Source organism: Neobacillus sp. YX16 (assembly GCF_030123505.1).
GTDB lineage: Bacteria > Bacillota > Bacilli > Bacillales > Cytobacillaceae > Neobacillus.
In genome coordinates, this window is sequence record NZ_CP126115.1 from 5534554 (window position 1) to 5551166 (window position 16613).

Sequence of the window (16613 nt, forward strand, 5' to 3'; positions counted from 1 at the left end):
TTCAAGGAACAAATGTTTCGAGAGAAAATTGCACTCTCAAAACTAAACAAACAAGTAACAGTCAACTTTTTATCAGTCCACAAGGACTGCATTATCCTTAGAAAGGAGGTGATCCAGCCGCACCTTCCGATACGGCTACCTTGTTACGACTTCACCCCAATCATCTGTCCCACCTTAGGCGGCTGGCTCCTTACGGTTACCCCACCGACTTCGGGTGTTACAAACTCTCGTGGTGTGACGGGCGGTGTGTACAAGGCCCGGGAACGTATTCACCGCGGCATGCTGATCCGCGATTACTAGCGATTCCGGCTTCATGTAGGCGAGTTGCAGCCTACAATCCGAACTGAGAATGGTTTTATGGGATTGGCTAAACCTCGCGGTCTTGCAGCCCTTTGTACCATCCATTGTAGCACGTGTGTAGCCCAGGTCATAAGGGGCATGATGATTTGACGTCATCCCCACCTTCCTCCGGTTTGTCACCGGCAGTCTCCTTAGAGTGCCCAACTGAATGCTGGCAACTAAGAACAAGGGTTGCGCTCGTTGCGGGACTTAACCCAACATCTCACGACACGAGCTGACGACAACCATGCACCACCTGTCACTCTGTCCCCCGAAGGGGAACGTCCTATCTCTAGGAGTGTCAGAGGATGTCAAGACCTGGTAAGGTTCTTCGCGTTGCTTCGAATTAAACCACATGCTCCACCGCTTGTGCGGGCCCCCGTCAATTCCTTTGAGTTTCAGCCTTGCGGCCGTACTCCCCAGGCGGAGTGCTTAATGCGTTAGCTGCAGCACTAAAGGGCGGAAACCCTCTAACACTTAGCACTCATCGTTTACGGCGTGGACTACCAGGGTATCTAATCCTGTTTGCTCCCCACGCTTTCGCGCCTCAGCGTCAGTTACAGACCAGAAAGCCGCCTTCGCCACTGGTGTTCCTCCACATCTCTACGCATTTCACCGCTACACGTGGAATTCCGCTTTCCTCTTCTGTACTCAAGTCCCCCAGTTTCCAATGACCCTCCACGGTTGAGCCGTGGGCTTTCACATCAGACTTAAAGGACCGCCTGCGCGCGCTTTACGCCCAATAATTCCGGACAACGCTTGCCACCTACGTATTACCGCGGCTGCTGGCACGTAGTTAGCCGTGGCTTTCTGGTTAGGTACCGTCAAGGTACCGGCAGTTACTCCGATACTTGTTCTTCCCTAACAACAGAGCTTTACGACCCGAAGGCCTTCATCGCTCACGCGGCGTTGCTCCGTCAGACTTTCGTCCATTGCGGAAGATTCCCTACTGCTGCCTCCCGTAGGAGTCTGGGCCGTGTCTCAGTCCCAGTGTGGCCGATCACCCTCTCAGGTCGGCTACGCATCGTCGCCTTGGTGAGCCGTTACCTCACCAACTAGCTAATGCGCCGCGGGCCCATCTGTAAGTGTCAGCGTAAACCGACTTTCAGCTTTTCCTCATGAAAGGAAAAGGATTATCCGGTATTAGCTCCGGTTTCCCGAAGTTATCCCAGTCTTACAGGCAGGTTGCCCACGTGTTACTCACCCGTCCGCCGCTAACCAAGAGGTGCAAGCACCTCAAGATTCGCTCGACTTGCATGTATTAGGCACGCCGCCAGCGTTCGTCCTGAGCCAGGATCAAACTCTCCAAGAAAGTTGATATAGCTCATTTTGTTACGTTGGCTTAGCTTTTCTAAAAAGCTAAAAAATTGTTTGTTGACGTTCTTGTTTGTTTAGTTTTCAAAGAGCAATCTAACATGTCTTAAGCGACAGTGATACTATCATATCACATCTCTATTATAATTTCAATATAATAATTTAACTTTTTTTCTTCTTACTTTTAACTAGAAAAGCTGGCGTTAAAAGCAACTCCCTTATAGTAACACCTTCGTTTTACTTATGCAATAGAAAGTTTTATTTTTTTAGAAATAACTTTTCTTCAAAACCTTTCTTATTAACAAGATCTGTCCACGTTAAGCAGCTACCTTGAGTTTTCAGCTGATGTAAGAACCATCCTCAACGATGAGATTGTTACCCAATCTCCCCCCTTATTCCTTTTTCAGTCAAGAATTTTAGTAATGGCATGTATCAAAGTAATTTAAAACATTATAATGAAGAGAAAATCTATTATTAATATAAAATTTGAAGAAACGTCTTTTCAATATTGCCCCTAAAAAGGCTTCACAGGAAATGATAGTTTGTTAATAAGAGAGGAAGTTTTTTATGTTAGCTGAAATTTTTTCCACGCTTTTTGATGTGATTGTACCGCTCTCTTTACCTGTCATAGCGGGTGCCTTGCTTTGTAGGTTTGGAAAGTTGGAAATCAAGCCGCTTTTAAACTTTGCGTTATATTACATAACTCCGTTCTTGATTTTTGATACATTAATGGAGGCGCGCCTGTCGCGTGAGGATGTTTATTTGACTCTTGCTTATTCCCTGTTAAATCTGATTTTGCTTGCATTTGCAGCCAATATACTAGGCAAACTTCTCAAACTGCCAGCCAACGATATAGCTGGGTTAACCTTGATTTCCTCCTTCACCAATGCGGTTAACTATGGAATCCCGCTCACCTTGCTTGCCTTTGGTCAGCTGGGGCTCGAAAAGGCATCCGTATACATTGTCATGCAGATGGTCATGATGCATACATTAGGAATCTTCTTTGCAGCACGTTCTCATTTTACAATCATGAATGCATTTAAATCGGTGTTTGCCCTGCCGGCTATTTATGCGGTATTGCTAGCCATGATGTTACGCACATTTGATTTAACCCTGCCAAGTGGTCTCTCCACCGGAGTTTCCATGATCGCAGAAGCCTATCCTCCCATTGTTCTAGCTGTCTTAGGTGCACAAATGGCTAACGTGAAAACTGAAAGTATCACCAGAAATACACGGATCACCTTTTGGTCAGGCATGGGCATGAGATTATTGATTGCCCCACTCATTGCCTTATTGTGTCTATATCTTTTAGATATTGAAGGAATCATGTTCTCCACTCTACTAGTATTATCCTGTATGCCCGTTGCAATTAACGCCGGCATTCTAGCAGAAAAATTTGATGCGTCACCAAAAGTGTTAACCAAAACCATTCTTTGGACTACACTTTTGTCCTTTTTCGTATTACCGGTACTGATTGTCTTGGTTAAGTAGAATCTATGGAGATATTTTATTTAAGGCTTTACTTCTACTTCAGTTCCATCATTCAATTTCGTTTCAACAAGGATAACTCCACTGTGCTTTGAAAATCACTGGAGCAACGGCTTCAAATCTTTTCTTTCAATTTCCAGGAAGATGAATTTGCTGTCATCCTTTTTAATTCTTTATTTATTAAGCGATTAATCCCTTTTGATGTAATAATCAAAATAACCAAGTTTAATACCGCATAGGGAACAGGTATGGAGAATCGTTTATCCTTTACTTTCACCTTGACTTTTAACATAATCTACTCAATCGCCACAAAAACTTTATCACCATTGGCCGGGGTGATATTAACAATCTCCCCGTCCAATTCATTTTCAATTGCTTCGATGAGCAGGTCAACGTTAATATTTTTTACATATTTTTCTGCCTCAGGTATTTTTCCAGCAATATTTGTACCTACTTTTAAAACGGCCTTTTACTTTCCTATCATAGACAGCAATACTTTTTCCATTTCTTCTTTTGACAATACATCTGCAATCAATACAATTTTGTATCCCTTTTCTGGTACAGTGACCCTCATACCAACCCTCTCTTCTTTTGAGAAAACATAATCAAACTGATATCCATTTAAAGAATAGGATTCGGTTTTTTCAAAAAAACCTGTTTCTTGCATTTCTATGTCAACTTTTTGATATATGTTCAACTGTTGTGTCGAAAAAAAAGAGTCTCCATTACTATAATTCATTGAAACAACTGGTTCCTCACTTTCATTGCGCATAGGGTAACTTTCGTCGACTTGTTCATATCCTTCTGGTATATATGTAGGTTTAGTAAAAGGAAAACTCGCCAGTTGTTGGGCTTGTATAGGTATAAATTTAATTTCGTAAGCTCGCATTGATTCTTGAATTTGGTCTAATCTCTTTTCTTCTTCCCCATTAGGGTATTCTCTATTTTCTTTTTCTACCTTACTAAATATCTCTGTCTGTTCTTTTAATAATTGACTATAATGGTTGAAGTCTTCTTCTATTAAATTCTCTTTTGCTATTACTAAAGTTTGTTCAAAGAAATCTAACTCTCCCTTACTCTCATCAGGATAAGCTTGCATTAAATTTTCTCTCGAACCAAATAGTTGACTGATTAATGATTGAGCAGCATCAGCAATGTATGAACCCCCGAAAGTAAAAACTGTACCAATAATCATTACGGAAGCAACTGAAGCAAGCATCCACTTCGGGTATCTTTTCTTTCTCTTTTCTTCCATAATAATTTGTTGGTTATGATTATTTCTATCTAATTTTTCAAATGTATCTTTTTTAAATTTTTCAATATTAACTTTATGTTTAAAGTACATTTTTGCTGACCTTAATTCCCTTTCCGCCATATCCATCCCCCTTAATTTTCCTACTTAATAATTGGCGACCACGGGCAAGTCTAGATTTTACTGTCCCAATATTAAGATTTAAAATTTGTGATATTTCCTGAATGGAAAGCTCTTCAAAATAGAAGAGAGTAATAGGCAAACTATAATGTTTCGGTAAATCACAGACAGCGTTATGAACCTCTTCTTCCTGAACCGTTCGGAGATACGATTCTTCACTGCTTTCTTGTTTCCTCTCAGGCAAAAAGTCTGATATGACTTCTCGCCAAGATTTTTTAAACGAACTTTTACATTCATTAATAACAATTCTAGCTAGCCAAGGAAATGGCTCTTCTATATTTTTTAATTGGTCCATTGAATGAAACGCCTTAATAAATGCTTCTTGTACTTGGTCTTCTGCTTTTAGCCAATCTTTGACGTATGTATAGGCAATTCTAACAAGACGTTGCGCATATTTATCTATCCATACTTCTAGAACTTCCTTCTTATTCAAGAATTCCCCTCCTTTTCACTTTTGTTGATTTCTGCCTTTCGAAAGTAAGATGTATTTTAATTAGAAAAGGTTCCATTTTTTTAATAGTAAAAGGTATGGCTATTAAACAGCCATACCTTTTACTAGGTTTGTATATTTCATAAGACTTAATTACTTTTTCATTTATATCTTTTTTCGATTAATGTTTGCTTAGTGGATTTAATGTTCAAGTTTATTAATACCCAATATATATAACCAGAATGGAGCTTTTATTGAATAGGCATAAATGCCACTTGCCAAACCCCATCTTCATTTTTAATCATCTGAAAACCATTTGTTCCTTCGCCTAAATCATATTCAATATATCCTTCATAATCACTTGTTTGTACAAATGCTCCTTTATCGATATTATTGAATTGTTTGATATTTTGTACATCAGAACCTCTGTCAGACTCAGGGATTTTTTCATCTTCTTCTTTTGACCATTGAACATATCCTTCTCTGTCTGTATATAAAGCATATTGAACATCATATTTTTTATCAAACCCTGCTTTTATATATAACTTCGCAATACTTATTGGTTCTAATCCACTTAGATGTTTTAAATTTAAATCTTTTTGAAAATTGCTATAGCCCTCTTCTTCTTTAGAAGACAGTTCAATAAGGTTTAATTCAGTAGTATCATCGACAATTACTTTATCTTCAACTGTCTTATCTTCTATAACTTTTTGTTCAGTTTTTTCCGCACTACAAGCTGATAATAAGATTGTTCCAACTACAACCACAATACAAAAATATTTATTAATCATTGTTCATCTTTCCCCCAATCCATTTATATTGTTAATATTTTCTTTATATCGCTTGTCATTAACTAACTTATTGTTATTGCTTTTACGTTTTATTAATTGGAGTAGTGGGTGCAGGTAATGGCTATTCATTTAAATCTCCCTATCAACCATTTTTTCCTCATATACTTTTTCAGCAATTCTACGGATATAGATTTTAATCCCTAATAAACTGAGTGCTCCAACTAACAAAGTGGAAAGATTCGGGATAAAAATCGTCCAAATGATCGAAAGCAAATAAAAGAAATAGTATCCGCCGAGAGATAGTTTGGTTTCCCTTACTGATATGAATCCACTTTTCAAAAATTCCGTCTTTAGTGCCCGTAAATATTTTGTCGATAGAACCAAAATAACACCGACAACCCCAACAAAGATAAAAATATCCTCAGCTATAAATACTGCAATGCAAAAGGCATAAAACATATAGTCAAGTCTAGAAATGGCATTATTGATTGGCGTTTCATCCAAAACTTGACCCATCTTATAAAACAGTTTGACTTCTTTCATAAAATCAAGCTGGAGCTCTTCCACTACTTTGTTTATTTTGTAGTTTAGTAAATTTGAAGCGACAAATAGAATAATAAAGAGGGATATTGGTAAAAGCATAATGTTCCATTTTGTGTAAATCACATGGCCAAAAGTAAGAAATAAAATAATCCCGCAGCACATGATACCTACATTAATATTAGAGTATTTTCTTACAGCCCTTATTTTTTTATTAAAGGATAGGACGATGTAAAATGTACATAAAAAGATAAATACCCCGATCGTTAATAAAAACAATATGAGTTTAAAGATATTTGCATCGGTTGATTGGTGCGGAACGGCTAGAATAAATAGTAATAGGCACAGATAATAACTAATATGAAGTCTCAACAATAATTTCATTATATTATTCCCTTTGTTTTAATATGGTTGTCATAAAAGTTTTCCTACAGTAATCATTTTCTTCGGCTGCTCTTTTTCCTTTAAATGATAGAATAACAAATAAATGGAAAATTACCGCTACTAGTTACATATATTAACGAATGCAATTCAATAGATAAATAGGGATAAGTTACTAATACCCTATCTATGAACCTAGGATTCATATCCAATTATTCATTTATTTTTCAGAAATATTATTGCAATATGATTGCCACGTTAGTAAACGAATTAACACCTCCCTGTTCTTTTTCTCAGAAAATTCTATGTTACGATTTAATTATTAAAAATTAGCAACCAAAGAACATGGAGGGTAAAAGAATGCTTAAGAAAATAATATCTATTTTAGCAGTTGCTGTACTCTCAGTAACTGTAAGTGCTAATGTGCAAGCGGCTTCCATTACAGTGGAAAAAGGGGACACCCTTTGGGCTCTATCACGTGCAAATAATTTGTCAGTAGAAAATCTCCAAATGTTAAATAAACTCACCACAGACCTGATCCACCCTGGGGATATACTAACCGTTGCCCCTGAAAAACGTTATACCGTTAAACAAGGCGACACATTATGGGATATTGGTATTGATCATCAGGTAACTGTTTCCCAAATTAAAGAATGGAACCAGCTCTATAGCGATCTCATCCACCCAGGATTAAATCTAGTAATCTTTGAAGGATTAAAAAATAACACTATTTCTCTATCAGAAAAACCGGTACAGCCTGCAGCAGAAACACCGACCGAAAGTGCACCTGCAGTAGAAGCGTCAGCTCCAGTCGAAAGCGCACCCGCACCTGCAGTTGAAGCACCAGCTCCAGCGGAAAGTGCACCTGCAGCAGAAGCCGCAGCACCTAGCTCAAAGGAAATCATTGTAGAAGCTACAGCCTATACGGCATCATGCGAAGGCTGCTCTGGTATTACAGCAACTGGAATCAACCTTTTAGAAAATCCAAATGCAAAGGTCATTTCCGTTGATCCATCTGTTATCCCACTCGGCAGTAAAGTGTATGTAGAAGGCTACGGGGAAGCAATCGCCGGAGATACTGGCGGAGCCATTAAAGGAAATAAAATTGATATCTTTATCCCCACTAAACAAGAAGCAATCAATTTTGGTAGAAAACAAGTAAAGGTAACAATACTAAACTAAATATTATTCAAAAACACTACAAAACCTATTCTACTAGGAGATGTAGTGTTTTTTTTGCATAAAAAACCGTACAGAGCCTAAAGACTCTGCACGGTTTAAATCCTTTTTTGAAAAAATTGTTACGCTGTTACCCATTTTTATCTATTTACTACTTTTCTCCGCGTTACTGCAAAAAAGGTAACTCCTAAAACTACTAAACCAAGGCCAATTACTAACAAATTAAAACTATTGGTTGCTGTGTTTGGCAAACTTCCTGGTTTTGGCGTTCCTTTGATATTTGGTGTTGAGCCCTTTTCAGTCACTTTGCCAGGAGCGGTTACTTGATCAATTGGATCCTTACCTTCTCCAGCAGATCCATCGCCTGGCTCTTCAGGGTTTTCTCCAGGGCTTTCAGGATTCTCCTGTTCGGTTGCTGTCTTTACAATGGTTGTTCCATAAACAAAGCGTTCAAAGTCATCACTCATACCAATGATTTCAATCGTATATTCTGTATCTGGTTGAAGATCATTTAAGGTATAGGCAGTATCATCAAGATCGATTGCGACTTCCTCACCATCGAGCATGATATAGTAAACAAAATCCTCGTAGTCATCCTTTGTAACAGGCAGCCAACTAATCTCAAACGAATTCTCCGTTACTTGATTAACGGTAATATCGAGATATTCGTAATTGACGATAACCCCATTGTCTTCTAATGTCTGAATCACCGTAAGAGCTTCAGAACCTTCACTTAAATCTAATGGATTCTTCATTAGTTGGACGTATTGTAATTTCTCCAATGACAGCAAGCTCGCAATATCCTCAATTTCATTATAGCTGATGTTAAGATATTCAATATTTAAGCCTGCTAATGGTGTAATGTCTTTTATTTTATTCCCTTGTAAAGACAACATCATTAGCTTTGAAAATTTAGATAGAATACTAATATCCTTTATTTCATTACTATCTAAAAATAATGCTTCTAGATTGGTAAAGGGCGCTAAACCTGTAAGTTCTGACAATTTATTATCGCTCATCGATAAAAAGGTTAAACTCGTTAATCCAGCTATCGGCTCTAAGTTACGAACCAAGTTAGAATCCAAATGCAATTCCATTAGATTAACAGCTAACTCTAACCCATCTAGCTCCTCAATCCCACGATCGCTGGCATCTAAGTTTGTTAACATTTTCATATCACTCTCATAGAGATCACGGGAGTATATATGCAAGGCATCACGTACCGCTTCTTTTAGAGCTGGGTCTTTAAACGGAACAATCTCACCCTCTGGTACTGGCGGAGTGGTCACGTATGTAAACGCACTACCCCAAATAGAACCTTCTTGATCAACTGCGTCCACTGTAATCTCATACTCTGTTAACGGGTCAAGATTTAAAAACTCGTAATTTGTCTCGCCAACTGGAATTTCTTCCACTAACTCACCATTAAGATAAAGATGATAGTTGCTGATGAAATCAGAAATGCCAGGGAAACTAATTTCAATTCCAATCGAGGATTCTGTTACTTCTTGAATGATAATTTCGTAACTGTCTAACATCCACTCCACATTAACGCCTGCTGAGATAAGACTTTTTAACACTTCAGCATCTTCGGAACCCTTTGTAAAATCAAGACCTTCGTTCCCGTATAACGTCACACTTGTGAGCTTCGGAAAATCTTTTAGAATCTGAATATCTTCGATTTGGTTAAAAGCCAACAACAAGTTCTCCAGGCTTTTTAACCCTCTTAAATCATCTAAACTCGTAATTACATTTTCGTCTAAATCTAGAAACACTAGATTCGTCAGGTTCGCAAGCGGTGAAAGATCCTCAATTTGATTCCCATAAAGCATCAGGTCAGTAAGATTGACTGCGAGCTCAAGGCCTGTTAAATCACGAATTTCTGAATAGCTTGCTTCAAGGGAAGTTAAATTTTCCATGTCATCTGTGTAAATGTCACGATAATCAATTTTCAATTGCCTTTTGATCGCATTTTCTAGATTTTCATCGGCAAAAACAACAACCTCACCCACCGGTAGAGGTAACGTAGTAACATCTGCACTTACAGTTTCAATTGTTCCATCCTTGTGGACGTAGTCTACTTTTACCTGATAGAACGTTTCAGGCGATAATCCTGTATACGTATAAGACATTATGAATGGATCGTCGATTCTTTCAACTAGCTTGTCATTTATATAAACAAGGTAGCTTTCCATTTCTTCAGGATCAAAAGGCCCATCCCAGCCGATTGAAATAGATTGGTCATTTACAGTTTCAATTTTTAAAACCTTTTTTAATTCAAGTTTTTCATCAGGTAACACCATTTCAATTGGGTTTGTTACATAATCCTTCCCACTCTCAATGGTGAACTCAGCGGAAATTTCTTCGCCTGTAGAGTAGTTGGTCGTATTCAAACGATAGGTGCCAGTAGGAAGTTCAAGGTCACGGGATTCAGAATCGTATTCAATAAAAAAGCCTTCCTCATCCAAATAACCATAATAACTTATTTCAGATACACCATCACTAATTCCTTCAACAGAAAAATCTAAGGCCCAAGGTATATTTCCTTGATCAGAGACCACTTTGATATTTGTCATGACGACCTCTTCTTCTTTATTGGCCGCTAACAATTCAATTTGTGCATCTTCTGCTTGTCCAACGAAAGTATGCTCAATGGAGGCACTTACAACTTTTTCACCTGTCGATAGGGTTGCAGAGATTTCATATGTATATAAGGTATTCTTTTCAACAGATTGATCCTCGTAGGAATACCTTCTGACATTGTCTTCTGCCGATTCATTTAATGGTATCGGCTCAATGTCCAGTGCTTCACCATTTTTTATTAATTGGTAGTTTGATAGTTCTTCCCCATCATTGTTCACCACTTCCCAAACAATAATCGTGGATTCCTTTTTATCGGTTACATTTAGTAAATGTAACCCTGCCGCAGCAAAGGTTTTTAAACTAGCAAACGGGCTAAACAGAGAAAATAGTAATACTAAAACAATAGTAAGATTCGTCCATTTTCGATTATACAAACCGCTCTCTCCTTAGTATAAAGTTATCCTAACCAAGTAATTATATATCGAAAATGAGCCATTTGATATAAGATTTTTCTAAATTTTTACATATTTCGCTTTACTAAATATATATCTAATATCTAAAAGAAGCCTGACCCCTATAAGAGGTCAAGCTTAATTACGGTCACATTATTAGGCTGCTGTCCGCCTGAGGTGTACAGTGTCCACGAGCGGTGACAGGCACCATTCAATTATAAAAATACCCTACTTTTTGGAATTATCATGCATTACAATAATCCGTTTGGATTGGATAACAGAATTTCCAGCTTGATCATATACCTTATAGGTTACAGTATAAATTCTGTCCCCGCTTCCACTTCTTTCTGCTCTTAGCAGAAAATCCGTATCAAAGGTTCCAAATTCTGCTCCCTGAATATCATTGACTGTATTTCCATCGCCTTTTCCATTATCAGGTTGTTTGCTTTCGATTGAAACTAATTCAATTCTGTTAATTCCTGAAAGGGTGTCTGCACCATCAACCAACGCTTTAATTGGAATGAGAGCATGGTTTCGATCGGTTAGGACGCTCGTGTTAAACGAAACATTCAATGTTGGAGCACTTTTATCAATTTTCACTGTAACAGATTGAGCCTCTTCAATATTACCTAAGTAATCTGTACTTTTGTACTGAACCACATTTTCCCCTTCAGCACTTACCTCAAACGACCCTTGGTAGGTTTGCCAATTACCATCATTCAATCTATATTCTGTTTTAGCAACACCAGATTTATCATCTGAAGCATTCAGAGTAACATTCATATTCTGGTTATACCAACCGTTATGGTCTTGCCCTGAAAGGACCGCCTTAGTTACGGGCGCTTTGGTATCATCACCTGCGCGGTATAAGTAGAAATCATCTAACGTTCCCCATGCACCTGCATTTGCTTTAATACTAGCACCAATTGTAATCGTTCCATCTAAAACAAGAATTTCATTGATTTGTGGGTTGCTCCAAACGACCCAACCATTTACACCTGTATCATCTTTTAGTTCTTCTTTACCCGTTTTTGCATACAAATACATTTCTGGGATATGCGCATCTCCGCCTTGAAGGAACATAGAAAGATTATAATAACCTGGTTCTAGGCCTGTAATCGTTTGCTCTACGTTGAAATTAACACCTGTACCTGAGTAAAAATGGAGAGCATATTCTCCAGATTTCGCATCAGAAGCCTTTTGCTGGAATGAAGTATGTGGAGTAGCTCCATTCCCATAACTAACCTTCCACATCGAACGGTCTTTATTTTCAAATCCAGGGTTTACAACGTAATTTTTAGGATTAATGGTAAGGTGTGCTTTTACAACCCCTCCACCTTCAACGCCGCCTTCAATTACGTATCTTCCAACACCATTGCTGATGGCTTGTTCCAGTGCTGCACCATCCCATGTGACAGAAGTTTCTCCCTTTGTTCCGTTATTATACGTAACAGTAACTGTTTCCGGTAAAGTAATATCTTCTCCTAAAATCGCATTAACAGTAACATCTTTCATTTCATCGATTTTTAACGGGGCAACAGCTCCAGTATCGACATAGTTAAACACGTTTAATGATGGCAGTGGTTTACCAGTAAAATCAAACAACGCTTGGTTGTCTACTGCACTTCCACCATACCACGCACCTGCGTCATGTGGATCATATTCAGCAGCGTAGCTACTTGCCCAACCAGAACCATACTTTTCCCAAACCGCTTTATTCTGCTCATGCTGACTAGCAGGTCCCACCGGAAGCCAAGCAGGTTCCCAATAAAACAAACCAATTCCCGCTTCACCAACATTCGCAACCGCTTGGATTACGTCTCTAACTGAATTAGCTTGTCCTTGAACAGTAATTGGGTAATTTAATGTCTGACCTGAATCCTTCGGTGCTGTGTTTCCGTGGCCATCTCCATCTTCAGCTGTATACGCATAAGAGGTTTCAGCAACCATTACTTTCTTGCCATAAGTATCGGCAACATTCTTTAAAACATTCGTTAAATTGCTTAACGTACCGTGCCAGAATGGATAATAAGAGCTGGCAAATACATCATAGTCTACACCGTTATCCTGAAGGGTATTAGCAATGGACGCATATCTTCCTGCTGTTTCAGGGTTCGTAAAGTGCACGGCTACTAAGATATTCGAATCTATAGATTTAACTGCTTTACTTCCTTCACTGAATAAAGCACTAATCTTTGTCCAATCTTTCTCTCCTGCTACTCCACCATTTGTTTCATTCCCAACCTGAACCATACCAATATCAATTCCTGCATTCTTCATTGCTTGCAGGCTTTCTTTTGTATAGGTATATAAAGCATTCTTCTTATCTTCAAAACTTAAATTCTTCCAGGCCTTTGGTACTTGCTGTTTTGCTGGGTCAGCCCAGAAATCAGAATAATGGAAGTCTACTAATAGCTTCATGCCATTCGCTGTCGCTCTTTTTCCAATTTCAATCGCGGTTTTTAAATCATTGTTTCCACCGCCATAACCTTTTCCGGCAGCGTCGAAAGGGTCGTTCCAGACACGCACACGGACATAATTGACGCCCGAATTTGCTAATGTTGTAAAAATATCCTGTGGATACCCTGCTTCATTTTTAAATTTCACACCGCTATTTTCAAGAGAAATAATACTTGAAACATCGACACCTTTAATAAAGTCATCGCTGATTCCATCTACTCTTTCAACAAAAATATCAGCTTCTACTGGATCAAGGACGCTTACAGTTAGCGACTTTAAGCTAAAGCTATCTAAATAGCCCCAAGCTTTTGGTGCACCAGATACAATAGCACCCACTTCAAAATTTGAAACTTCTTTCGTTACTTCAAATTTCAACGTGACTGTTCCCCATGCATTGTAACCCATAGTGGAAACACCAGTTACTGTTTCATTCCCAGCAAATAGTTTTACAGACCCTGCTTCACCACCTGCTCCACCCATTGAATTAACAGATAGTTCGTAGCTTCCAGCAGGGAGTGTTGGTAAAGTCTGTTTTACCCTGAATGACTGATTTTCTTTTGCTGATTCTTTAATCCAATACTTAAAAGCATGCTCTCCTTCACCCTTCCTCATCCATGTATCTTTGGAATATGAAAAGTACTGTAAATCTAGATGATCCCAAACTGTCGCTTCAACCATCCATGATTTATCAGCCCAAAAATCCGATTCAAATCCACCATTAATCAAAGAGGGTGCAGTTGCTGCCAATCCAGGTTTGATGTTGACGAATAGTGAACTAAACACCATTAAAAACGCTAAAAACATTGCTATAACCCTGCCACTTCTTCTTCCCATTGTCCCATCACCTTTACAATAATTTTGTATTGTCTGCTATATGAATGGTGTCGATCTAGTGGTAAGCGGTTCCAATTAATCTAGCAAACTATTATATGAACAGAAACCATCCACCCTAAAAGAATGAATGGTTCCATAATCATCGTTTTTTTGTCCTCAAGAATACTCATTTCGGTCCCTAGGAGCTCCATAGTGACCGAAAACTTTTTGGATTATCGGTTACAGTATAATAAAAGAGTTCGACTGTCCGCCTGAGGCGGACAGTGTCCACGGGTGGTGACAGGCACCCAACCACACACCATCATTTCTTTTTCTCAAGAATTCTTACTTCGTATTTCTCCAATGCAAGTTCACCGCTAACCTCATCGCCTGTAACCAGATCCTTCACTGGTGTTTCAATGGCAACGGGCTGCTTTTCTTCGGTGAAGTTCATGATAAAGATGTAATCACTTTCCTCTGCTTGTCTAACTTGGACGGATACACCCTTTTCGTGTTTCACTTTAAATACTGGTTCAAGTGACAAGTCACGAATCAATTCTTGGTAGAAATCCCGCTGGAATTGATCTTCTAAACGGCCGCCAATATAGTAGGCTTTCCCACCTTGATACTCATGGCTTGTTACAGCTGGAGTTCCCGCATAGAAATCATCATCATAAGTAGCTTCAACTGTTGCTGTACCCACCTTAATAACCGTCGCATAATCTTTTAACTCGTACGATTGATTTCGATAACTAACCGCATTTTGATCACTTGGATAGTACGTATCTGTTTCAACGGGGTTGATTCCAAATATCTCTTGCAGATCCTTGTGCCATCCGCCCATATACGTTAAATCATGCTCATTCACAATCCCGCTAATATATGTCGTGACTAATCTGCCGCCACCAGCAACAAAACTCTTCAAACGAGCAATCGTCTCTTCACTCATTAAATAAAGCATCGGGATAATCAATAATTTATAAGAACTAAAATCCTGTTCCTTCGTAATCACATCAACAGGAATATCCTGTTCCCAGAAAGCACGGTAATGTTCCACCAAGGTTTGCGGATAACGCTTTGTCTGTAAACCATAACCTTGTGCATCATTTAGCGCCCAGTTGCTTTCCCAATCATATAGAACCGCAACATCACTAGGACGATTGGTTCCAACAACACCGCCTAATTTTTCAAGCGTCTTACCGACTTCCGCAACTTCTTCGAAAACGCGGTTTTCAGAACTATTATCATGATCAACGACCGCACCATGGAATTTTTCCGAAGATCCGCGAGACTTCCGCCACTGGAAGTAAAGGATACTATCAGAGCCATGTGCCACCATTTGCATCGATGCAAGCTTATGCATGCCTGGTCGCTTTGCTTTATTGACTGGATGCCAGTTCACCATGCTCGGTGTCGATTCCATTAATAAAAATGGCTGCTGCTTTAAACAGCGGTACAAATCATCAATAAAACCTACTCGCATCGCTAAATCCGCTGTGCTCTCCCAATCATTATGCCAGGCAGGATACGCATCCCAGCTGATGACATCCAGATGCTTGGCAAATTTGCTGTAATCAAGCGCTTGGAATGGGATTAGCTCATGCGTGTCTGCCATAAAGTTCGTAGTAATCGGTACCTCTGGTGTTAACTTCTTAATCGGAACAATTTCATTTTCAAAGAAATCAATCGTTTGGTCCGTAACAAAACGGCGCCAATCTAAATTTAAGCCGTGAACCATACTTTCTCCAATCGAAGAAGGAGATTCAATTTGAGACCAATCTGTAAACGTATGACTCCAGAACGGACCCCACCAGGCATCATTCAAGGATTTTAAATCGTTATTGTATTTCTTTTTTAACCATCCTCTAAATGCATCCTGACAAAGATCACAATGACATTCGCCGCCATACTCATTGGAAATATGCCACATCAATAAAGCAGGATGATTCCCATAGCGTTCTGCCAACAGCGTATTAATCTTCTGTGTTTTTTCACGGTAAACAGGTGAAGTAAAACAGTGATTATGCCTTCCGCCATGCAGCTGCTTCACTCTAGCTCCATTCACACGAAGCACTTCCGGGTATTTTTGTGACATCCAAGCAGGTCGAGCCCCGCTTGGTGTCGCTAATATCACTCGGCCGCCAAAGCTATAGATGTCATCAATCACTTTATCCAGCCATTCAAAGTTGTAGACTCCTTCTTCAGGCTCAAGTGCGGCCCAAGCAAAAATTCCAACAGAGAACGTATTCGTATGAGAAAGCTGCATTAATTTTATATCATCTTCCAAAATATCTGGACGGTCTAACCATTGATCCGGATTGTAGTCTCCGCCATGAAGCATAAAGTCGGCTTGCGTCACGTAAGTTTTTTCATGTTTAGACATAGTAATTCTCCTTTTACATTTGTTGCTT

Annotated in this window: 10 protein-coding genes and 1 rRNA gene; 2 read left to right on the forward strand and 9 right to left on the reverse strand. The window is 39.1% G+C overall.

All coding sequences use genetic code 11. The annotated features are described in order from the left end of the window. Positions 1-101: 101 nt before the first annotated feature. Positions 102-1651: ribosomal RNA gene (locus QNH48_RS27305) — 16S ribosomal RNA — on the reverse strand. Between the two features lie 569 nt (positions 1652-2220). On the opposite strand from QNH48_RS27305, the gene QNH48_RS27310 reads away from it, so the two are divergent. Further along, the gene (locus QNH48_RS27310; RefSeq protein ID WP_283952794.1) at positions 2221-3144 is read left to right on the forward strand and encodes an AEC family transporter; all 924 of its coding nucleotides are present in this window, start codon (positions 2221-2223) and stop codon (positions 3142-3144) included. A 112-nt stretch (positions 3145-3256) separates the two neighbouring features. Here QNH48_RS27310 and QNH48_RS27315 read toward each other — a convergent pair whose 3' ends face one another. The 5 genes from QNH48_RS27315 to QNH48_RS27335 all read right to left on the reverse strand — a co-directional run bounded on the left by QNH48_RS27315 (position 3257) and on the right by QNH48_RS27335 (position 6718). Continuing rightward, positions 3257-3433 (reverse strand): hypothetical protein, encoded by a 177-nt coding sequence (locus QNH48_RS27315; RefSeq protein ID WP_283952795.1) that lies wholly within the window; start codon positions 3431-3433, stop codon positions 3257-3259. A 177-nt stretch (positions 3434-3610) separates the two neighbouring features. Further along, a complete protein-coding gene (locus QNH48_RS27320; protein WP_283952796.1) occupies positions 3611-4516 on the reverse strand; it encodes a DUF4367 domain-containing protein in 906 nt (301 codons plus the stop codon). Beyond that, positions 4476-5006 carry an RNA polymerase sigma factor gene (locus tag QNH48_RS27325; protein ID WP_283952797.1) on the reverse strand — a complete coding sequence of 177 codons (531 nt, stop codon included), beginning with the start codon at positions 5004-5006 and terminating at the stop codon, positions 4476-4478. Before QNH48_RS27325 ends, QNH48_RS27320 begins: the two co-directional genes overlap by 41 nt. A 248-nt stretch (positions 5007-5254) precedes the next feature. Continuing rightward, positions 5255-5794, reverse strand: a complete 540-nt coding sequence (locus tag QNH48_RS27330; protein ID WP_283952798.1) for an RNA polymerase subunit sigma — start codon at positions 5792-5794, stop codon at positions 5255-5257. 129 nt (positions 5795-5923) lie between these two features. Beyond that, positions 5924-6718: a hypothetical protein gene (locus tag QNH48_RS27335; protein WP_283952799.1), complete on the reverse strand. Its 795-nt coding sequence runs from the start codon at positions 6716-6718 to the stop codon at positions 5924-5926. A gap of 357 nt (positions 6719-7075) precedes the next feature. On the opposite strand from QNH48_RS27335, the gene QNH48_RS27340 reads away from it, so the two are divergent. Further along, entirely contained in the window at positions 7076-7897 is an 822-nt protein-coding gene (locus QNH48_RS27340) for a LysM peptidoglycan-binding and 3D domain-containing protein (protein ID WP_283952800.1), read from the forward strand. A 137-nt stretch (positions 7898-8034) separates the two neighbouring features. Here QNH48_RS27340 and QNH48_RS27345 read toward each other — a convergent pair whose 3' ends face one another. From QNH48_RS27345 to QNH48_RS27355, 3 genes are all read right to left on the reverse strand, one after another. Beyond that, on the reverse strand, positions 8035-10911 hold the full coding sequence (locus QNH48_RS27345) for a leucine-rich repeat domain-containing protein (RefSeq protein WP_283952801.1): 2877 nt from the start codon (positions 10909-10911) through the stop codon (positions 8035-8037). Positions 10912-11157: 246 nt separating this feature from the next. Continuing rightward, the gene (locus QNH48_RS27350) at positions 11158-14223 is read right to left on the reverse strand and encodes a glycosyl hydrolase 53 family protein (RefSeq protein WP_283952802.1); all 3066 of its coding nucleotides are present in this window, start codon (positions 14221-14223) and stop codon (positions 11158-11160) included. A 301-nt stretch (positions 14224-14524) separates the two neighbouring features. Further along, positions 14525-16585 (reverse strand): beta-galactosidase GanA, encoded by a 2061-nt coding sequence (locus QNH48_RS27355; protein ID WP_283952803.1) that lies wholly within the window; start codon positions 16583-16585, stop codon positions 14525-14527. Positions 16586-16613: the final 28 nt, after the last annotated feature.